This window comes from Acidovorax facilis (assembly GCF_023913775.1).
GTDB lineage: Bacteria > Pseudomonadota > Gammaproteobacteria > Burkholderiales > Burkholderiaceae_C > Acidovorax > Acidovorax facilis.
Map to the genome: position 1 here is coordinate 26,409 of NZ_JAMXAX010000030.1, position 20,495 is coordinate 46,903.

Annotated in this window: 18 protein-coding genes; 13 read left to right on the top strand and 5 right to left on the bottom strand. The window is 67.4% G+C overall.

Annotated elements, in window-relative coordinates; all coding sequences use genetic code 11:
* Positions 1-111 precede the first annotated feature (111 nt).
* From NFX52_RS11290 to NFX52_RS11320, 7 genes are all read left to right on the top strand, one after another.
* Positions 112-1,311: a phosphoglycerate kinase gene (locus tag NFX52_RS11290; protein WP_176887550.1), complete on the top strand. Its 1,200-nt coding sequence runs from the start codon at positions 112-114 to the stop codon at positions 1,309-1,311.
* Positions 1,312-1,520: 209 nt separating this feature from the next.
* Positions 1,521-2,210: a hypothetical protein gene (locus NFX52_RS11295; RefSeq protein WP_055400342.1), complete on the top strand. Its 690-nt coding sequence runs from the start codon at positions 1,521-1,523 to the stop codon at positions 2,208-2,210.
* A complete protein-coding gene (locus NFX52_RS11300; protein ID WP_055400340.1) occupies positions 2,207-2,764 on the top strand; it encodes a FlgO family outer membrane protein in 558 nt (185 codons plus the stop codon). The genes NFX52_RS11295 and NFX52_RS11300 overlap by 4 nt, the downstream gene beginning before the upstream one ends.
* 191 nt (positions 2,765-2,955) lie before the next feature.
* Positions 2,956-3,783 (top strand): orotidine-5'-phosphate decarboxylase, encoded by an 828-nt coding sequence (gene pyrF / locus NFX52_RS11305; protein WP_055400338.1) that lies wholly within the window; start codon positions 2,956-2,958, stop codon positions 3,781-3,783.
* Between the two features lie 56 nt (positions 3,784-3,839).
* Entirely contained in the window at positions 3,840-4,736 is an 897-nt protein-coding gene (locus NFX52_RS11310; RefSeq protein WP_055400336.1) for a LysR family transcriptional regulator, read from the top strand.
* 124 nt (positions 4,737-4,860) lie between these two features.
* Positions 4,861-5,835 (top strand): Bug family tripartite tricarboxylate transporter substrate binding protein, encoded by a 975-nt coding sequence (locus NFX52_RS11315; protein WP_055400334.1) that lies wholly within the window; start codon positions 4,861-4,863, stop codon positions 5,833-5,835.
* Positions 5,832-6,836: a M14 family metallopeptidase gene (locus NFX52_RS11320; protein WP_055400332.1), complete on the top strand. Its 1,005-nt coding sequence runs from the start codon at positions 5,832-5,834 to the stop codon at positions 6,834-6,836. Before NFX52_RS11315 ends, NFX52_RS11320 begins: the two co-directional genes overlap by 4 nt.
* 119 nt (positions 6,837-6,955) lie before the next feature.
* Here NFX52_RS11320 and NFX52_RS11325 read toward each other — a convergent pair whose 3' ends face one another.
* Together NFX52_RS11325 and NFX52_RS11330 are read right to left on the bottom strand one after the other, a co-directional pair.
* A complete protein-coding gene (locus NFX52_RS11325; RefSeq protein ID WP_055400330.1) occupies positions 6,956-7,930 on the bottom strand; it encodes an EamA family transporter in 975 nt (324 codons plus the stop codon).
* Positions 7,927-8,367: an acyl-CoA thioesterase gene (locus NFX52_RS11330; protein WP_055400328.1), complete on the bottom strand. Its 441-nt coding sequence runs from the start codon at positions 8,365-8,367 to the stop codon at positions 7,927-7,929. Before NFX52_RS11330 ends, NFX52_RS11325 begins: the two co-directional genes overlap by 4 nt.
* Before the next feature lie 259 nt (positions 8,368-8,626).
* Here NFX52_RS11330 and NFX52_RS11335 point away from each other — a divergent pair, with 259 nt between their 5' ends.
* A complete protein-coding gene (locus NFX52_RS11335; RefSeq protein WP_055400326.1) occupies positions 8,627-10,609 on the top strand; it encodes a methyl-accepting chemotaxis protein in 1,983 nt (660 codons plus the stop codon).
* Between the two features lie 129 nt (positions 10,610-10,738).
* Here the strand turns inward: NFX52_RS11335 and NFX52_RS11340 are convergent, their stop codons facing one another.
* Positions 10,739-12,118: an ATP-binding protein gene (locus tag NFX52_RS11340; RefSeq protein ID WP_207401924.1), complete on the bottom strand. Its 1,380-nt coding sequence runs from the start codon at positions 12,116-12,118 to the stop codon at positions 10,739-10,741.
* Positions 12,115-12,879, bottom strand: a complete 765-nt coding sequence (gene ompR, locus NFX52_RS11345) for an osmolarity response regulator transcription factor OmpR (protein ID WP_055400324.1) — start codon at positions 12,877-12,879, stop codon at positions 12,115-12,117. Before ompR ends, NFX52_RS11340 begins: the two co-directional genes overlap by 4 nt.
* Positions 12,880-13,106: 227 nt before the next feature.
* Here ompR and NFX52_RS11350 point away from each other — a divergent pair, with 227 nt between their 5' ends.
* Both NFX52_RS11350 and NFX52_RS11355 read left to right on the top strand, forming a co-directional pair.
* Complete coding sequence (locus tag NFX52_RS11350; RefSeq protein ID WP_055400371.1) at positions 13,107-13,703, top strand: hypothetical protein; 597 nt, start codon at positions 13,107-13,109, stop codon at positions 13,701-13,703.
* 52 nt (positions 13,704-13,755) lie between these two features.
* On the top strand, positions 13,756-14,727 hold the full coding sequence (locus NFX52_RS11355) for an alpha/beta hydrolase (RefSeq protein WP_055400323.1): 972 nt from the start codon (positions 13,756-13,758) through the stop codon (positions 14,725-14,727).
* A 67-nt stretch (positions 14,728-14,794) separates the two neighbouring features.
* On the opposite strand, the gene uvrA is transcribed toward NFX52_RS11355, so the two are convergent.
* The gene (gene uvrA, locus NFX52_RS11360; RefSeq protein ID WP_156358800.1) at positions 14,795-17,851 is read right to left on the bottom strand and encodes an excinuclease ABC subunit UvrA; all 3,057 of its coding nucleotides are present in this window, start codon (positions 17,849-17,851) and stop codon (positions 14,795-14,797) included.
* A gap of 113 nt (positions 17,852-17,964) precedes the next feature.
* Between uvrA and cysC the strand changes: the two genes are divergently transcribed.
* The 3 genes from cysC to ssb form a co-directional block, all read left to right on the top strand.
* Complete coding sequence (gene cysC, locus NFX52_RS11365; protein ID WP_055400369.1) at positions 17,965-18,561, top strand: adenylyl-sulfate kinase; 597 nt, start codon at positions 17,965-17,967, stop codon at positions 18,559-18,561.
* Positions 18,562-18,754: 193 nt separating this feature from the next.
* Positions 18,755-19,933 (top strand): MFS transporter, encoded by a 1,179-nt coding sequence (locus NFX52_RS11370; RefSeq protein ID WP_207401926.1) that lies wholly within the window; start codon positions 18,755-18,757, stop codon positions 19,931-19,933.
* A gap of 128 nt (positions 19,934-20,061) precedes the next feature.
* The coding region (ssb, locus tag NFX52_RS11375; protein ID WP_252635644.1) for a single-stranded DNA-binding protein at positions 20,062-20,495 on the top strand (434 nt) is incomplete at its 3' end.

Below are 20,495 nucleotides of genomic sequence, written 5' to 3' on the forward strand. Positions count from 1 at the left end.
GCCTGGCAGAGCCAGTTCCGCGGTTGCACTGGCAAGGGCGCGGGAGCCGCATGGGCTTCGCTCACTAAAATGGCAGCCCTCAAGAGCCCGATTCAATCCACCCCTCCCGCCATGAACATCCTCCGCTTTTCCGATCTGTGCGCCCAAGGCAAGGCCCAAGGCCAGCGCGTTTTCATCCGTGCCGACCTGAACGTTCCCCAGGACGATGCTGGCCGCATCACCGAAGACACCCGCATCCGCGCATCGATCCCCTGCATCCGCATGGCGCTGGACGCCGGAGCGGCCGTCATGGTGACCAGCCACCTGGGCCGGCCGACCGAAGGCGAATTCAAGCCCGAGGACTCGCTGGCCCCCGTGGCCGCACGCCTGGCCGAGCTGCTGGGCCGCGATGTTCCGCTGGTCTCGAACTGGGTGGACGGCGTCACCGTTGCCCCTGGCCAGGTCGTGCTGCTGGAAAACTGCCGCCTGAACGTGGGCGAGAAAAAGAACAAGGAAGACCTGGCCCGCAAGATGGCTGCGCTGTGCGACATCTTCGTGAACGATGCCTTTGGCACCGCCCACCGCGCCGAAGGCACGACCTACGGCATCGCTCAATTTGCCCCGATTGCCTGCGCCGGCCCGCTGCTGTCGGCCGAGATCGACGCCCTGACCAAGGCACTTGCCCATCCCCAGCGCCCGCTGGCTGCCATCGTGGCGGGCTCCAAGGTCTCGACCAAGCTCACCATCTTGAAGAGCCTGGCCGACAAGGTGGACCAGCTCATCGTGGGCGGCGGCATTGCCAACACCTTCATGCTGGCTGCGGGCCTGCCCATCGGCAAAAGCCTGGCCGAACCCGACCTGCTGGACGAAGCGCGCGCCGTGATCGCCGCCATGAAAGCGCGCGGCGCCGAAGTGCCGATCCCCACCGATGTGGTCACCGCCAAGGCCTTTGCCGCCGATGCCCCAGCGACCGTCAAGGCAGCCAAGGACGTGGCCGAGGACGATCTGATCCTGGACATCGGCCCCGAAACCGCCGCCCGCCTGGCCACCCAGCTCAAGTCCGCAGGCACCATCGTCTGGAACGGCCCGGTGGGCGTGTTTGAATTCGCGGCCTTTGAAAACGGCACCCGCGAGATTGCCAAGGCCATCGCCGAATCCCCCGCGTTCAGCATTGCTGGCGGTGGCGACACCCTGGCGGCCATCGCCAAATACGGCATCGAAAAACAGGTGGGTTATATCTCCACCGGCGGCGGCGCCTTTCTGGAAGTGCTGGAAGGCAAGACGCTGCCCGCGTTCGAAATCCTCGAAAAACGCTTCGTTACCATCGTTTGAAATTTGTTACACGCGCCGGTACAAGCAAATGCAGCCGCGCGTAAGCAAGCACGCCAATCTGTGACCAAAAACAACGAATTGCGTGTGTCTGGGCGCAGTTACCTCAATTTTTTCTTGTTTTTGTTGAGTATCGCGCCCAGAATTATTTTTCAATCGCGTGGGATGTATCTGTTCATGTCCCCGCCTCTCAAAGTCCGTAGGAGGGAATCATGAAATTTTCAAAGGCAGTCAGCTTGGCGGTATTGGCCGGCGCTGTGGCTACTTTGGCGGGATGTGCTTATCGTTCGCCCATTCCCCTGGCGGAGAACTTTGAGCTGACGGTACAACCCAAGGTCCGCTCGGCGGGCCACTGGGAACTGGTCTCGAACGACGTGGTGGCGCAAACCCTCAGCACGCTCGACAAGACCGGCATGGCCCCTGGCACGCAATTGCATGTCGCACTGCCCCCCAACCCGAGCGCATTCGATCTGGCATTCCGTGATTTCCTGATCACCAAGCTCGTGCAAAGCGGTGCGCCTGTTTTGCAGGATCCTGGCCAGGCACTCAACGTGACGTACAACACGCAGGTGGTTCGTCACAACAGCCCCCGCCCCCACTTCATTCCTGGCCAGTTCACGATGATCGCTGCGGGCCTGATGGCAGCCTACGGCCTGCGTCACGAGCACCTGGATCTGCAACTGCTGGCCGCGCTGGGTGCCACCTCGCTGGCTGACTACGGCGCCAGCATCAACTCGGGCGGCCCCACCAACACCGAGCTGATTCTGACCACCACGGTCACACGCGGCGGCCAGTATGTGGCCCGCAAGACCGATGTGTACTACCTCGAGAACGCGGACACGCCGCTGTTCATGCGTCCGTCGTACTACAAGAACGTCAATATGAAGGTAGTTTCGCAATGAAAACCGCAGCACTTCTGACCGCGCTGGCCGCAGCAGCTTTGCTGGCCGGCTGTGCCAACAATGGCGCGCCCACGCGCACCGATCCGACCTACCAGGAAGCCGCCAACAACCAGTTCCTGACCAGCAGCCGCGATGCTGTGGCCAAGCTGACCGCCGGTTTCGACCTGAGCGCTGCAGGCAGCGGCCCCGTCCTGGTGGCCACCGTGGTCAACGTGAACGACCTGAGCCGCTCGGCCCCTCTGGGCCGCACGCTGTCCGAGCAATACGCCTCGCACATGGCGGCCAGCGGTTTCAACGTGAAGGAAATCAAGCTGCGCGGCGACGTGTTCGTGCGCGAAGGTGCTGGCGAGTTGCTGCTGTCCCGCGAAATCAAGGATATCGCCCGCAGCCACAATGCCTCGCTGGTGCTGGTGGGTACCTACTCGGCCGCTGCCAATTTCACCTACGTGAGCCTGAAGCTCGTGCGCACGGAAGACAGCCGCATCATCCGCGGCCACGACTACGCACTGCCCAACGACCGCGATGTACAGCGCCTGCTGGCGGTACCGCGCTGAGGGAATGCGAATTCGGTAGGGGTGCTCCCGCTGCGTACGGGGACTCCCGAACCACCCCAAAAAAGGCCGTCTCGACGGCCTTTTTTGTTGCCCACTGCGGGCTCGTGACCACACCCCGGAGTCCTCTGCGCCGCAGCGGTGGGCAGAAAACCGTGCGGCGGTGCTTGTCACCCCACCTAAAATCACGCCCCATGACCTTCACCGACATGCTGCGCGACGCCACGGCGCAAAACAACTCCCTGCTGTGCGTGGGCCTGGACCCGGAGCCCACGCGGTTTCCTGCGGGAATGCAGGGCGATGCGCACAAGATCTATGACTTCTGCGCCGCCATCGTGGACGCCACGGCCGATCTGGTGTGTGCCTTCAAGCCACAGATCGCCTACTTTGCCGCCCACGGCGCCGAAGACCAGCTCGAACGCCTGATGCAGCACATGCGCGCCAACGCGCCGCATGTGCCGGTGATCCTGGATGCCAAGCGCGGCGACATTGGCTCCACGGCCGAGCAGTACGCCAAGGAGGCCTTCGAGCGCTACGGTGCCGATGCGGTCACGCTGTCGCCCTTCATGGGCTTCGACTCCATCGAGCCCTACCTGGCCTACCACGGCAAGGGCGCGTTTCTGCTCTGCCGCACCTCCAACCCGGGCGGCGACGACCTGCAGACCCAGCGCCTGGCCAGCGTCGAGGGCCAGCCGCTCATGTATGAGCATGTGGCACGGCTGGCGCAAGGCCCCTGGAACAAGAACGGCCAGCTGGGCTTGGTGGTGGGTGCCACCTACCCACAGGAGATCGAGCGCGTGCGTGCCATTGCGCCCACACTGCCGCTGCTGATCCCGGGCGTGGGCGCCCAGGGTGGCGACGCCGCTGCCACCGTGCGCGCCGGGCTGCGCGATGGCGGGCCGATCATCGTGAACTCGTCGCGATCCATCCTGTACGCGTCCAAGGGCGACGACTTTGCAGCGGCGGCGCGCACCGAGGCCCAGCGCACCCGCGCAGTGCTCGAAGCGGCCCGCGCGCGCTGACACCCCACTTTCAGCTCCGACAACCTTCGCGCCGCAGCTGCACCCGGATCACACCCATGCAGCTCAAGTGGCTCGAAGACTTCATCGTGCTGGCGCAGGAGCGCAGCTATACGCGGGCAGCCGAGCTGCGGCATGTCACGCACCCCGCCTTTGGCCGCCGCATCCGCGCGCTGGAGGCCTGGGCGGGTACGCCGCTGGTGGAGCGCGGTGGCGGCCCCGTCACCCTGACGCCTGCCGGGCAGAGCTTTCTGGAAACTGCGGGCCACATGGCGCGCAGCTTGGCGCAGTCGCATGAGGAGCTGCAGAGCCTGGCCGGGCGGCAGGCCCGCACCGTGACGCTGGCCACCGGCCGCACGCTGGCACGCACGGTGGTGGCCGATTGGCTGGTGCGGCTGCAGCCCATTTTGCAGAACGCCGAGCTGTGCATACGCACCCGCGCCCTGGCAGACACCGTGGCGCTGCTGGAGAGGGGTGAAGCCGACTTCTCGCTCGTGTACCACCACCCGGCGCTGGCGATACGGCTGGATGCGCGCCAGTTCATGCATGTCACGGTGGCGTCCGACCGGCTGGTGCCCATTTCGCGGGCGACGGCACAAGGGCAGGCACTGCACCGCTTCGGGCAGGACCACCTGCCCGTGCCCTACCTGGCCTATGCCCCCCAGCTCGCGCTGGGGCGGCTGGTGGAAGACCATCTGTCCCAGAACCCGAATGCGCCCCGGCTGCAGCGGGTGGTGGAGTGCGACTCGGCCGACGCGCACTACGAATACGTACAAAAAGGCCTGGGCGTGGCGTGGCTGCCCTGGTCCATGGTGCACGCCGATTGCCAGGCCAAACGGCTTGCGCCTGCGGGCGATGCGCGCATGGAAGTGCGTTTCGACGTGCGCCTGTACCGACCCAAACGCCGACTCGGCCCCGTGGCCGAAGCGCTCTGGAAAGCCCTGGCACAGCGCTGACACCCCAGGGTTTGCCCGAGGGGGCAGAACCCATTTGGCACACCTCGGTGCCATTTCAGCACCACAGACGTGTGCCCGCCTTTTCACAATGGCTCCACCCACAAGAACTTCACTGGAGCCCCGCATGCAAAACACTCCCTCCCTGCGCCGCACCGCCTTGCTGTGTGGCATGGCCCTCCTGGCGGCCCCAGCGTTCGCACAGGATGCCTATCCCTCCAAACCCATCACCATTGTGGTGGGCTACCCACCCGGCGGCAGCACCGACCTGACCGGCCGCAACGTGGCCCTGGAGCTGAGTGCCAAGCTGGGCGTACCGGTGGTGATTGAAAACATAGGCGGCGCAGGCGGCGCGATTGGTGCACAGAAGGTGGCGAGCAGCGCACCCGACGGCTACACCTTTTTGGTGGGCGCCAGCAATGAGATTGCCATCAACAAGCTGGTGACCAAGAAGGTGAAGTACGACGTGAAGGACTTCACCGCCATCGGCCTCATCGCCTCGCAACCGCTGGTGCTGGTGGCATCCACCGGCGCGGGCGTGAAGAACCTGGCCGAGTTCACGCAGAAGGTGTCCAAGAACCCGGGCAAGTTCAGCTACGGCAGTTCGGGCGTGGGCACCTCGCTGCACCTGGCGGGCGAGATGGTCAAGGAGCAGGGCAAGCTCTTCATGACGCACATCCCTTACCGGGGCGTCGCGCCGCTCACCAACGACCTCATGGGCAACAACCTGGAATATGGCGTGTTCGTGCTCTCCAGCGGCCTGCCACACATCAAGAGCGGCAAGGTGATCGCCCTGGGCACCACCGAAGCCAAACGCTCCGCCGCCACACCGGACATCCCGGCCCTGGCCGAAACCCCGCAGTACAAGAACGTGGACATTGGTGTGTGGTTTGCGCTGATGGGCCCGGCCAACCTGCCCAAGCCGGTGTTCGACAAGGTGAAGAAGGCGCTGAACGACACCCTGCAGTCGCCCGATTTCAAGAAGAAGATGGAAGCCAGCGGCTCCACCGTGGCTGCGACCACGGTCAACATCGACCAGTTCCTGGCGGCCGAAGTCGCCAAGTACAAGAAGATTGTGGAATTCGCCAAGATCGAAGAATGAGCAGCAGCACCGCCCCCCAAAACACGGCCGTTCCACCGCTGGCCTTCGAGCTGCCCGCGCCCGACATCACCGCCTGGCGCGTTGGCAACACCGGCACCGAAGGCGTCTGGCATTTCGACTCGGGCGAGCCCGGCCGCCACGTGATGGTCAGCGCGCTGCTGCATGGCAACGAGCTGTGCGGCGCCTGGGCCTTGAAGGGCCTGCTCGAAGCGGGCGTGCGGCCGCAGCAGGGCACGCTCACGCTGGCGTTCTGCAACCTCGATGCGTTCGACCGGTTTGACGCGAGCAACCACGACGCCTCGCGCTTCACCGACGAAGACCTCAACCGCCAATGGCTGGACGAGCGCATCGACGCAGCCGATACCAAGGAGCGCCGCCGCGCCGCCGCGCTGCGCCCGTTTGTGGCGCAGGCGGACTGGCTGCTCGACATCCACTCGATGCACGAGCCCTCGGCCCCACTGCTGCTCACCGGCATCCAGCCGCGCAACCTGGAACTGGCGCGCGCCATGCGCTCGCCCGAGCACATCGTGGTGGATGCGGGCCACAAGGACGGCGTGCGCATGCGCGACTACGGCCGGTTTGGCGCGCTGGAAGACGACCACGGCAACAGCACCCGTTCGCTGCTCATTGAATGTGGCTTCCATGGCGACCCGGCCAGCCGCGCCGTGGCACAGGACCAGTGTGTGCGCTTCATCGAACAGTCCGGCGCCCTGAGCGCCGACGCCCTGGCGCAGCAACTGCCCGGCTGGCGCCTGCCCGATGCGCCCCGCCAGTGGGCGCTGGAGGTGACCGGCCCCGTGGTGGCCACCAGCAGCGCCTTCCGCTTTGTGGCGCCCTACACGGGGCTGGAGCTGTTTGAAAAGGCTGGCACCGTGATCGGCGACAACGACGGTGTGCCGGTGACCACGCCGTATGACAACTGCGTGCTGGTGATGCCGTCGGTGCGCCAGGCGCGCGCGGGCGTGACGGTGGTGCGGTTCGCGCGGCGCAGGGCGCTGTAAGCGCGCAGTAACAGCTCAGTAGCGGCGCAACAGGCGCACTGCAGAGGCGGTGGGTGGCAGGAGCCCCCGCCTCTTCCTATTCAAATACTATAAATTTAATAGCTGCTAGCGCTTATCCATCAAGCGCTAGATGTCATTTTTGCTTGTATTTTTGGCCCCAGCACCACACAGGCCAGAGCTGCCACCACCAGCACAATCCCCGCCCACTGCCAGGGCGCCACGCCCTCGTCCAGCAGCAGCCAGCCTGCGGTGAGCCCCACCACCGGCACCGCCAGGCTGAAGGGGGCCACGCGGTTGGCAGGGTAGCGCTGCAGCAGGTTGGTCCACAGCGCATAGCCAACAATGGTGGCCGCCCAGCCCAGGTAGGCCACAGCCGCCCACGACAGCAAGGGCACGTCCGCCAGCGTTTGCCACTGCAGCCAGCGTGCGGCGTCAGGGTCGAACACGGCAGACAGCGCCACAAAAGGCAGCACCGGCACCAGGCTGCTCCAGATCACAAACGCCAGCGGGTCAAACCCCGGGCTTTGCTGCTGCGCCAGGCGCGCCACGATGTTGGACGAGGCCCACATGGCAGCGCCGCACAGCGTCAGCAGCAAGCCGGCCAGCGTGGTGGCCGCCGCTACACCCACGCCAGAGCCTGGGCCCACGTAGTTCATCGCAAAACACACCAGCCCCAGCGCGGCCAGCACCATGCCCCACCGCAAGGGCAACCCCGGCCGCTCGCGCAGCAGTGCAAAGCCGAACAGCGCGGTGAAGAACACCTGCGTCTGCAGCAGCACACTGGCCAGCCCGGCCGTCATGCCCACCTTGAGCCCTACAAACAGAAAACCGAACTGCCCCACGCCCTGGAACAGCCCGAACAACAGCACCCAGCGCCAGTGCATGCGCGGCGGGCGCACCAGCAGCACCAGCGGCAAGGCGGCACACAGGTAGCGCGCGGCGCCCAGCTGGAAGGGGCTGAAGCTGCGCAGCCCCCATTTCATCGCAACGAAGTTGACGCCCCACAGAACCACCACCACCAGGGCGGCCAGCAGGTCGCGCGCACGCAGCGGGCCACCTACCGGGCCTAGCGGGCCGGATACAGGCGCCGTCACTGCGCAGCCCGCGCAGCGTCGATGTGCGCCTTCACCCGCTGGGCCAGGGCCATGTCGCCGGGGGTTTCCGGGCTCCATTTGTCGATGGCACGGGGCTGCTCGTCGGCATCCACGGCGGTGTAGACCGCCACACAGTGCAGCACCTCTTGCAGCGGCTCGCCATGGATGCCACCGCTGCGCACCTCCACGGCCAGGTGCATGGCGGTGTCGGTGGTGGACGCCAGGCGCGCATGCACCTCCACCAGATCCCCCGGGCGAATGGGGTGCACAAAATGCGCGCCGCCCACAAACTCGGTGATGCACGGCCCCTTGGCCCAGGCGCTGGCGCAGGCAAAGCCGGCCTCGTCCACCCAGCGCAGCACCGTGCCACCGGGCACACGGCCTGCCTGGGGCAGGGTGCTTTGAGACGCCAGGAAACGCAGGGTGATCGATTGCATGCCAGGTGCTCCAAGGGGCGGGTGTTGGGGCCATTATTCTCCAGCGCGCCCTCTGCCGCCGCCCCGCCTCCATGCTTCCAAAGACGCCCCGCAGGTCGGCGAAAATTGACCTGAGTCAAAACCCTACTCAAAACAGCCCCCTACATTGCGTTACATCCCGCGCGGCCTGATGGAGGGCCGCATCCCAGTCGGCGGGTGCCGACACCCCGCCCCCTGAGGTCTACCCTTTTGCGCACACACCCACCGTGCGCCTACTGCCATGTCCCTTCTTCACCGCTTGAACCTGCTCGAAAAATTCCTCATCCTGGGAACCCTCGGGCTCATGATGAGTGCGCTGCCCACCTACCTGACGGTGCGCGATGCGCTGCACGCCATTGGCCATGCGCGCCACGAGGCGCAGGGCATGGTCCCTGCGCAGGCACTCACCCGCCTCGTGCAGCAGATGCAGGTGCACCGGGGCCTGTCGGTGGGCATGCTGGGCGGCGACGAAACCCTGGCAGCACGCCGCCCCGCTGCGCGCGATGCCGTCAACGCGGCGCTGGACGATGCCACCACCCGCTTTGCGGCCGCCAAGGTGCCCGCCACCCAGATGGCCGCCTGGACCCAGGCACAGCAGACCTGGCGCACGCTGGAGCAGGCCGTGGCCGCACGCAGCATCGAGCAGGCCCAGAGCACGGCGCAGCACACGCAGCTCATCGCGTCGCTGCTGCAGCTCAACGAATCCTTGCTGCATGCCTATGGCCTGCAGATCGACCCCGACGCCGACACGCACGCACTGATCCAGGCCTCGCTGGTGCAGGCGCCCATGCTGGGCGAAAAGCTGGGCATGCTGCGCGCGCAAGGCGCCAGCGCCCTGGGCAAACGCGAGCTGACGCCCCAGGGCAAGGGCCAGTTGCTGGTGCTGCAGCAGCGTGTGGCCGAGCTGCAGGCCGACACCTTCCGGGGACTGGACCGCGCCCTGCAAGGCAATCCCGATCTCCAACGCGCCCTGGGCAGCAGCGCGCAGGCCGTGCAGGGCCAGATCCAGCAATCGCTGCAGATGGCCGAGCGCGATGTGATCAACGCCAGCGAACTCCAGCTGCCCTCCAAGGACTATTTCGACGCCTTCACCCGCACCATCGAAGCGCTGAACGCGCTCAACAACCTGTCCATGGCCAGCCTGGACCAGGCGCTGCAGGCCCGGGTGTCCAACCTGCAGCGGGGGCTGCTGTGGGTGGCTCTGGCGCTGGTCGTCACGCTCTCGGCCACCAGCGGCATGGCGCTGGTGTTTGTGCGCTCGATGACGGTGCCGCTGTCGCAGGCCGTGGCGCTGTCACGCGCCGTGGCGCAGGGTGACCTGAGCGGCGCCCCGCTGGCCCACGGCACCAACGAAGTCGGCCAGCTGCTGCAAGCGCTGCAGCAGATGCGCAGCCAGCTCACGCAGGTGGTCCGCCAGGTGCGCAACGGTTCTGAAAACGTGGCCACGGCCAGCGTGCAGATTGCCCAGGGCAATACCGACCTCTCGGCCCGCACCGAAAGCCAGGCCAGTGCGCTCGAAGAAACCGCCGCCTCGATGGAGCAGCTCAACGCCACCGTGCGCCAGAACGCCGACAGCGCCCAGCAGGCCAGCCAACTGGCCGCGAGCGCGAGCACCGTGGCCACCCAGGGCGGCGAGGTCGTGGCCCAGGTGGTCAACACCATGCAGGGCATCAACGCCGCGTCGCAGAAGATCTCGGACATCATCGGCGTGATCGATTCCATCGCCTTCCAGACCAACATCCTCGCGCTCAACGCGGCCGTGGAAGCCGCCCGCGCGGGCGAGCAGGGCCGGGGCTTTGCGGTGGTGGCCAGCGAAGTGCGCAGCCTGGCCGGACGCAGTGCCGAGGCCGCGCGCGAGATCAAGGCCCTCATCAGCGCCAGCGTGGAGCGCGTGGAGCAAGGTACGGCCCTGGTGGACCGGGCGGGCAGCACCATGACCGAGGTGGTGGCGTCCATCCGCCGCGTGACCGACATCGTGGGCGAGATCAGCGCGGCCAGCCACGAACAATCGCTGGGCGTGGCCCAGGTGGGCGAGGCCGTGACGCAGATGGACCAGGTCACGCAGCAAAACGCCGCCCTGGTCGAGGAAATGGCCGCCGCCGCCAGCAGCCTGCAGAACCAGGCCGAAGACCTGGTGCATGTGGTGTCGGTGTTCCGTCTGGGGGACGAAGGCCAGGGCCAGCACAGGGCACCACGTCCCACAAATTCGCTACGAATTCAATAGCTATTGGCGCTTACCCATAAAGCGCTAGCGGCCATTTTTATTCAAATTCTGCGCCCCCGTGGCTCCGCGGCGCTGCGCGGAGCGGCGGATGGACCGGGCAGCCCGATCGTGCCTCCGTTGCGCATCCGTTCACGCCGTCGCAGGCTCACCACCCGGCCCCGCCAGCGGCAGCACCAGCCGCGCACGCAGTCCCTGGCCGGGGGCGCTGTGCAACTCCAGCGCACCCCCCTGGGCGCGCGCCACGCGCTCGGCAATCGCCAGCCCGAGCCCGGCCCCCGGTGCGCCCGCACGCGCCGTGCCGCCGCCACGTGCAAAAGGCTGGCGCATGCGGTCGATCTCTTCAGCGGTGATGCCGGGGCCCTGGTCCTGCACCTCCAGCCATACCTGGGTGGCGTCTGCCCCTGTGCGCAACACCACCGGCGGCGCACCGTGGCGCCAGGCGTTTTCCACCAGGTTGTCCAGCGCGCGGCGCAGGGCCTGGGGGCGCACGGGCACGTGGGGCAGGGCCCCCAGTTCCAGCACCAGCGCGCGGCCATGGTCGGCCTGCGCCTCGGCCACGGCCTGGGCCAGGTCGTTGAGCGATGCGGTGGTGGGCGCCTCGGCATCACCGCTGCGTGCGAACTGAAGGAATTGGCCCACGATGCCATCCATCTCGTCGATGCTGCGCGCCATGCTGGCCGCCAGCGGCGCATCGACCTGCGGACCCGCAATCTCCACCCCCAGGCGCAGCTTGGTCAGCGGCGTGCGCAGGTCGTGCGACACACCGGCCAGCATCAGGGCGCGCTCGTGGTCGGCGGTGGCCAGGCTCTGTGCCATCTGGTTGAAGCTGCGCGCCACGGTGGCGATTTCTTCGGGCCCATCATCCGGCAGGGTTGCGGGCGACTGGCCTTGCGCCAGTTGCTGTGCCGCGCCCACCACCTGCACCAGCGGGCGGTTGATGTGGCGCTGCAGCCACCACGCGCCCAGCAGCGCCAGCAGCATGCTGGCCAGCGTGGCGGCCAGCCAGGCGCCGGTGAACTCACGGCTGGGGAACACGCTGGGCAGGTTGAGCCAGTAGTCAGTGCCCTCGTGCACCATGCGCAAGGCCAGCACCCCGGTGCTGTCGCGGCGCCACACAGGTTGCGGGGGTTGTGTTTCAGCATCGCCCGCCCCCAGGCGGCGCGACACCGCCTGCACAAACTGCCGCTCCAAGGGCGACAGCAGACCGCGCCGCGCTGCGCTTTCTGGCAGAGCGGGCGGTGTGGCCTGCGCGGCCTGCCGGTTGAACGCCTCCACAAACGCCACGCGCTGCGCCGGGGGCAGCGCCTGCAGCCCGGCCCGCAGCGCAGTCACGTTGCGCGCCACGCCATCGGCCACCTGCGCCACGCGGGGCTTGAAGATCATCTGCCGCACCAGCACCGCCGCCACCAGCTGCCCCAGCACGATGAGCACGGCCATCAGCAGCAGGTTGCGCCCCAGCAGGCTGCGCGGCCAGAGCCCCCAGCGGCGGCTGGTTGCGAAGGCCATCATGGCTGGCGCCCCCCGCCCGGCGCAGTGCCATCGGGCACGAACACATAGCCCACGCCCCACACGGTGCGGATGTGGCGCGGCTGGGCCGGGTCGGCCTCAATGAGCTTGCGCAGGCGCATCACCTGCACGTCGATGCTGCGGTCGGTGGCGGTGTGGTCGGGCCCATAGGCCAGCGCGATAAGCCGGTCGCGTCCGAGCGGTCGGTGTGGCTGCCGGGCCAGCGCCTGCAGCAGCGCGAATTCGCCGGTGGTCAGGGGCACGTCCTGCGCACCGTGGCCGTCGTTCCCGTCGTTGCGCTCCAGCCGGCGCTCATCCAGCCACAGCGTGAAGGCGCCAAACACAATGCGCCCACCCGCCTGGCGCGGCCCGGTGTGGGCGCCCAGCACACGCTGGCGCCGCACCATGGCCTGGATGCGGGCCAGCAGCTCGCGCGGGTTGAAGGGCTTGGGCAGGTAGTCGTCGGCGCCCATCTCCAGGCCCACGATGCGGTCCACCGGGTCGCCGCGTGCGGTGAGCATCAGGATGGGAATGGTCTCGCCCTGCGCACGCAGGCGGCGGCAGATGGCCAGGCCGTCCTCGCCCGGCATCATCACGTCGAGCACCAGCACATCAAAGCGCTCGCGCTGTAGCAGCACATCCAGCGGGCCCGCGCCATCGACCGTGCGCACGGTATAGCCCTGGTCGCTGAGGTAGCGCTGCAGCAGGGCACGCAGGTCGGGCTCGTCATCGGCGACCAGGATTTTGGCCAGGGGGTCGGTCATGGGCAGGGAGCAACGTGGCAAGTGAAGGCGGCGTGGTGGCAATGGTAGGCGCTACTTGGACGGTACGGCGGGCCATGCACCCCCAGCCATGACAAGGCATGACGGAGCCGCGGTCGTTTGTCATGGTTTGTCATACATCGGCGGATTACTGCCATCAATGGCTCACACCCGGGACCCACAGTACGGCCATGCCAAACCCCAAGGCAAACCCCAAGGAGTCGACCACCATGCCTTTGCTGCCCCACCCCGCTGACAACGACCTGCTGCACCGCCCCGCGCTGGCAGCGGGTGTGCTTGTGCTACCCGCCCTCGCCACCCTGGGGCTGAGCGCCGTGCTGGCGCTGGCCGCCCCCACCGAAGCGCAGGCCCGCACCCGCCGGAGCGTGGAACACAACGCCGATGGCAGTACCACCGCCCACACCGGCGTGGCGCGCAGCGGCCCGAACGGCGCGATGCTGCGCGGCCGCACCGCCACCACCGATGGGCAGGGCAATGGCAGCGTGACCCGCCGCGGCGCCACCGTGGGCGCGCAGGGCGGGGTAGCCGCACGCCAGGGCAGCACCACCCGCAGTGTTGACGGCAGCGCCAGCCACAGCGGCACGGTGTCCGCCCAGAATGCCCAGGGCAGCCTGCACAGCAGCGGCGGGGCAAGCCGCAATGCCGACGGCAGCGTGGAGCAGGCCCGCAGCACCACCGCCACCAGTGCGGCCACCGGCAACAGCGTGCAGACGCAGAGCAGCTACAGCAAGGACAGCGGCTTGAGCCGCAGTGCCACCTGCTATGACGCGAGCGGCACGGCCATGGCTTGTCCGACGCGGCCTTAACACCGTCTGGACCCAGCCATCGATTGCCCCCTCTGACCTCAGGAGCCTTGCCATGTCCCTGCGCCGCACCCTCACCTTGACCACCCTCGCCGCGCTCACGCTGGCCACCGCCAGCGTGCAGGCCCAGACCACCACGCACAACGGCGGCCGCCTGCGCGCTCTCATCGCACAAAAGCAGGCAGCCGCCGCACCGGCAGCCCTGTCTGCAGGCGTGCAGCGCATCGCCGATGTGCCCTACGGCACCGACCCGGCACAGCGCATGGACGTGTATGTACCCACCAGCCCCACCACAGGCACCAACAGCCTGGTAGCCAGCGCGGTGCGCGCGCCGGTCATCTTCATGGTGCATGGCGGCGGCTGGCGGCATGGCGACAAGGCCATGGGCCGCGTGGTGCAGGAGAAGGTGAACCGCTGGGTGCCCAAGGGCTTCATCCTCATCTCCATCAATTACCGCATGCTGCCCGACGCGCCCGTGGCCGTGCAGGAGCGCGATGTGCAGGCCGCCCTCATGGCCGCGCAGCAGCGCGCGGGCACCTGGGGGGGAGACCCGAGCCGCTTCATCCTCATGGGCCACTCGGCCGGTGCCCACCTGGTGGCCCTGCTCAATGCCCGCGCCCCGCAGGCACTGCGCGAAGGCGCCTGGCCGTGGCTGGGCACGGTCTCGCTGGACAGCGCCATGATGAACGTGCCCGCCCGCATGCGCGCCCCGCACTTGCCGCTGTACGACGACGCCTTTGGCACTGACCCTGCTTATTGGGTAGCGATGTCGCCCTTCCACCAATGGACGGCGGGCGCTCCGCCGATGCAGATGGTGTGCTCGGCACAGCGGGCGGACGACCCCTGCCAGCAATCCGATGCCATGGCCCGCCACGTGCGCAACCAGGGCGGCCGCGCCGAGGTATTGCCGCAGGACCTGGACCATGGCGAAATCAACGCCCAACTGGGCCTGGACAGCGATTACACCCGCGCGGTGGAGGCCTTCATGGGATCGCTGGACGCTGAGGTGGCCCGTCGCTTGCAGTGATGCAGCGGCAATTTGCTACTGAATCAATAGCTGCTAGCGCTTTATAGATAAGCGCTAGCAGCCATTTTTATTCAGATTTTGCCCGCAGGTAGGGCGCCAGATACCGCCCCGTATGGCTGGCCGGGTTGGCCGCCAGCTCCTCGGGCGTGCCCACGCCCACCACGGTGCCACCGCCCGCACCACCCTCCGGCCCCATGTCGATGAGCCAATCGGCGGTTTTGATCACGTCGAGGTTGTGTTCGATGATGACGATGGTGTTGCCCGCGTCGCGCAGCTGGTGCAACACCTTGAGCAGCAGGTCAATGTCGGCAAAGTGCAGGCCCGTGGTGGGCTCGTCCAGGATGTAGAGCGTGCGGCCCGTGTCGCGCTTGGAAAGCTCCTGCGCCAGCTTCACGCGCTGCGCCTCGCCGCCCGAGAGCGTGGTGGCTGCCTGGCCCAGGCGGATGTACGACAGGCCCACGTCCAGCAGCGTCTGCAGCTTGCGCGCTATTGTTGGAACGTCCTTGAAGAAGGCGGCGGCGTCTTCCACCGTCAGTTCCAGAATCTGCGCGATGTTCTTGCCCTTCCACAGCACTTCCAGCGTCTCGCGGTTGTAGCGCTGGCCGTGGCAGATGTCGCAGGGCACGTACACGTCGGGCAAGAAGTGCATCTCCACCTTCACCACGCCGTCGCCCTGGCAGGCCTCGCAGCGGCCCCCGGCCACGTTGAAGCTGAAGCGCCCGGGGCCGTAGCCGCGCTCCTTGGCGGTGTTCACCTCGGCCATCAGCTCGCGGATGGGGGTGAACAGGCCGGTGTAGGTGGCCGGGTTGCTGCGCGGCGTGCGGCCAATGGGGCTCTGGTCGACGTTGATGACCTTGTCAAAGTACTCGATGCCCACGATCTCGTCGTGCGCGGCTGGCTCTTCGTGCGCGCGGTACAGCTGGCGGGCCACGGCAGCGTACAGCGTGTCGTTGACCAGCGTGCTCTTGCCCGAGCCCGACACCCCCGTCACGCAGGTGAGCAGCCCCACGGGGAAGTCCACTGTGACACCCTTCAGGTTGTTGCCCGTGGCGCCTGCCACACGCAGCGCCTGCAGGGCACCCTGGCGCGCGTGGTGCTCGGCCATGCGCTCGGCGCGGCGCTTGCTCGCCTCGGTTTGCGGAAAGCGCGACTTGGCCTTGGCCTCCACCACGGGAGCGGCCTGCTCCAGCACCGGCAGCCACGGCGTGCGGCGCTGTGGCACGGCAATGGTGCGCGCGCCCGACAGGTATTGGCCCGTGAGCGACTGCGCGTTGCCACGCACCTCGTCGTACGTGCCCTGCGCCATCACCCGTCCGCCGTGTACGCCCGCACCGGGGCCCATGTCGATCACGTGGTCGGCGGCGCGCATCATGTCCTCATCGTGCTCCACCACGATCACGCTGTTGCCGATGTCACGCAGGTGTTTGAGCGTGGCGATCAGCCGGTCGTTGTCGCGCTGGTGCAGGCCAATGCTGGGCTCGTCGAGCACGTACATCACGCCCGTGAGGCCCGAGCCGATTTGCGAGGCCAGGCGAATGCGTTGTGCCTCGCCGCCTGACAGGGTTTCAGCGCTGCGGTCCAGGCTCAAATAGCTCAGGCCCACGTCGTTTAGGAACTGCAGCCGTGTGGCGATCTCGCGCACCACCTTGTCGGCGATCTCGGCCTTGGCGCCCGTGAGCTTCAAGTCGTTGAACCAGCCATGGGCGGTGTTCAACGTGGCGTGGCTTACCTCGTAAATGGCGCGGGCCTGCTCGCCCTCGCCCAGCCGCACGTGGCGGGCTTCGCGGCGCAGGCGGGTGCCGTGGCATTCGGGGCAGGGCTGGGTGCTGCGAAAGCGCGCCAGGTCTTCGCGCACCACCACCGAATCGGTCTCGCGGTAGCGCCGCGACATGTTGGGGATGATGCCCTCGAACGGGTGCTTCTTGGCATACACCTTGCCCTTGGAGGCACCGCTGTCCATGATGTAGCTGAAGGCGATTTCTTCCTCGCCCGAGCCGTGCAGGATGGCGTGCTGCACCGGCGCGGGCAGCGATTCAAACGGCGCCTCGATGTCAAACGCGTAGTGCTTGGCCAGGCTCTCGAGCATCGCAAAGTAGTAGCCGTTGCGCCGGTCCCAGCCCTTGATGGCGCCGCTGGCCAGGCTCAGCGTGGGGAAGGCCACCACACGCGCCGGGTCGAACACATCACGCTGGCCAATGCCGTCACAGGCCGGGCATGCGCCCATGGGCGAGTTGAACGAGAACAGGCGCGGCTCCAGCTCCGGCAGCGAATAGCTGCAGACGGGGCAGGCGAACTTGCTGCTGAACAGGTGCTCTTGCCCCGTGTCCATCTCCAGCGCCAGCACGCGGCCATTGCCCTCATGCCCGCCCACGCGCAGCACCGCCTCGATGCTCTCGGCCAGGCGCTGCTGCAGGTCGGCGCGCACCTTGATGCGGTCGATCACCACGTCGATGTTGTGCTTCTCGGTTTTCTTGAGCGCGGGCAGGTTCTCGTGCTCGTAGATCTGGCCATCCACCCGAAAGCGGACGTAGCCCAGCGCCTGCATCTGCGCGAACAGCTCGGTGAACTCGCCTTTTTTCTCGCGCGCCACGGGGGCCAGCAGCATGAGCTTGGTGTCTTCGGGCAGGGCCAGCACGGCATCCACCATCTGACTCACCGTTTGCGCGGCCAGCGGCAGGTTGTGGTCGGGGCAATACGGCGTGCCAGCGCGGGCGTACAGCAGACGCAGGTAGTCGTGGATCTCGGTCACCGTGCCCACTGTGGAGCGCGGGTTGTGGCTGGTGGCCTTCTGCTCGATGCTGATGGCGGGCGACAGGCCTTCGATCAGGTCGACATCGGGCTTGTCCAGCCGCCCCAGAAACTGCCGCGCATAGGCCGACAGGCTCTCCACATAGCGCCGCTGGCCCTCGGCATACAGCGTGTCGAACGCCAGGCTCGACTTGCCCGAGCCCGACAGCCCGGTGATCACCACGAGCTGGTTGCGCGGGATGTCGAGGTCGATGTTCTTGAGGTTGTGCGTGCGCGCCCCCCGGATGCTGATGCGCTGCTCGCGCAGGGCGCGGGCGAGGTAAAGACCGCTGCTGTCGGCAGCTTGGGCATCGGTGGGGGAATGGGAGTCGGTCACGGAGTGGGGAAACAGCAGGGAAACCGACCATGATAGGTCAAGCCCCATGCCCTGTGTTGCAGCTGCTGCCATGCCAGTACCATTGCACGCCACATTCATTTGCCAACGCCAAAGTGACCGACCCCACACCACCCCACGTCCCCCATGTCCATGCCCAGGCGCTGACCGTGACCCGTGCGGAGCGCGAGCAGCTGGGTGGCCACCCCGGCAGGGTGGTCTGGCTCACCGGCCTGTCGGGTGCGGGCAAATCGACCATTGCCAATGCACTGGAGCGGGAACTGAATCGCCAGGGCAAACGCACCTACATCCTGGACGGCGACAACATCCGCCAGGGGCTGAACCGGGATCTGGGGTTTTCGGACGCGGACCGGGCAGAGAACATCCGGCGTGTCGCACAAGTGGCCCGCCTGTTTGTGGACGCGGGCGTGATCGTGGTGGTGGCTTTCATTTCGCCCTTTCGTGCAGAACGCCAGGCGGCCCGGGAACTGTTTGCCCCGGGCGACTTCCTGGAAGTGTTTGTCGATGTGCCCCTGGCACTCGCCGAAGAGCGCGACCCCAAAGGCCTGTACCGCAAGGCCCGCACGGGCGAGTTGCGCCAGTTCACCGGTATTGATTCGCCCTACGAGCCACCGCTGGCCGCCGAGCTGGTGCTGCCCACAGCCCAGCTCACGCCCCAGGAATGCGTGCAGCGGATCTGCGCTTTGCTGTGAGCCTTTGGGCCGGTCAGCCATGCCTTGCTGGCCGTGTCACGCCCCGCACATGCCCACGCGAATCACAACTCCTGCCCAATGGGCGAAAATCCCTGCTTTACCTGCCCCATAGGGCACCACCGTGCCGGATTCTCCTTCTTCACTTGCGGGCGCTGCCCCGCCGCCCCTGTCGCCATCGCCTTCCGGCAACGCCATGACCCCGCAGGAGCGCCGCTCCAGCCTCAGCCTGGCGCTGATCTTTGCGCTGCGCATGCTGGGCCTGTTCCTGGTTCTGCCCGTGTTTGCGCTGGAGGCCCGCAAATACCCCGGTGGGGATGACCCCGCGCTGGTGGGGCTTGCCATGGGCATCTACGGCCTGACGCAAGCCGTGCTGCAGTTGCCGCTGGGCATGGCGTCCGACCGGTTTGGGCGCAAGCGCGTGATCGTGCTGGGCCTGCTGGTGTTTGCGGCGGGCAGCCTGCTGGCCGCGCTGGCCGATTCGCTCACGGGACTGCTGGTGGGCCGCGCGCTGCAGGGCGCCGGGGCCGTATCGGCCGCCGTGACCGCCCTGCTGGCCGACCAGACCCGCGACGCCGTGCGCACCAAGGCCATGGCGCTGGTGGGCGGCAGCATCGGACTGATGTTTGCCGTCGCGCTGGTGGCCGCACCGGTGCTGACAGCCCACATCGGGCTGACGGGCCTGTTTGGCCTGACCTGCGCCCTGGCGCTGGCGGGCGTGGCGGTGGTGATCTGGTGGGTGCCTGCAGAAACCGCGCAGCACCAGAATGCGCCCCGGGGCCGCCTGGCCGATGTGTGGGCCCACCCCGACCTGCTGCGCCTGAACCTGGGGGTTTTCGTTCTGCACACCGTGCAGTTGTCCATGTGGGTGGCCGTGCCGGCCATGCTGGTGCAGGCGGGCCTTTCCAAAGACCACCACTGGCAGGTCTACCTGCCTGCGGTGGTGCTCTCGTTTGCGGCCATGGGCGGGCTCTTTGCGCTGGAGCGCGCGGGCCGCCTGCGCGCCGCCCTGCTGGGTGCCATCGCACTGGTGGTGCTGGTGCAGGCAGGCCTGGGCCTGCTGGCGGGCAGCGGCAGCACACCCACACTGTGGGTGCTGGGGCCGTTGCTGTTTGTGTTTTTCTGCGGATTCAACGCGCTGGAGGCCAGCCAGCCCAGCCTGGTGTCGCGCATGGCGCCGCCGCAGCTGCGCGGCGCGGCGCTGGGCAGCTACAACACGCTGCAATCGCTGGGCCTGTTTGCGGGCGGCGCGCTGGGCGGCGCCTTGGTGAAATGGGCCGGCGCGCCGGGCCTGTTTGCCGCCACCACCGTGCTCACGGCCCTATGGCTGGTACTGACCTGGCCCCTGCGGCCCGTGGGGCGCGGCGGCCACTGAGTGGTGGATCGAGCCATGCCGCCAGAGCTTCCATTGCGAGCCGGTTGCGGCACAATGGCGCGTTTGGCGCCCGGAATCCTTCTCCAAATCCGGCGCTTCTTTCATCCCTTTAAGGCAAAAACAGCACCATGGCATCCGTAAACAAAGTCATCATCGTCGGCAACCTGGGCCGCGACCCTGAAATGCGCACTTTCCCCAGTGGCGACCAGGTGGCCAACGTGACGATTGCCACCACCGACAAGTGGAAAGACAAGCAGTCTGGCGAAATGAAGGAAGCCACCGAGTGGCACCGCGTGGTCTTCAACGGCCGCCTCGCCGAGATCGCTGGCCAGTACCTGCGCAAGGGCTCGCAGGTGTACGTGGAAGGCAGCCTGCGCACCCGCAAGTGGACTGACCAGAGCGGCGTGGAAAAGTACAGCACCGAGATCCGTGCCGACCAGATGCAGATGCTGGGCAGCCGCCAGGGCATGGGCGGCGGCCAGGGTGGTGGCCAGCAAGGCGGCGGATACGACGATGGCGGCTACGGCGGTGGCGACCAGGGCGGCGGCTACGACCAGGCCCC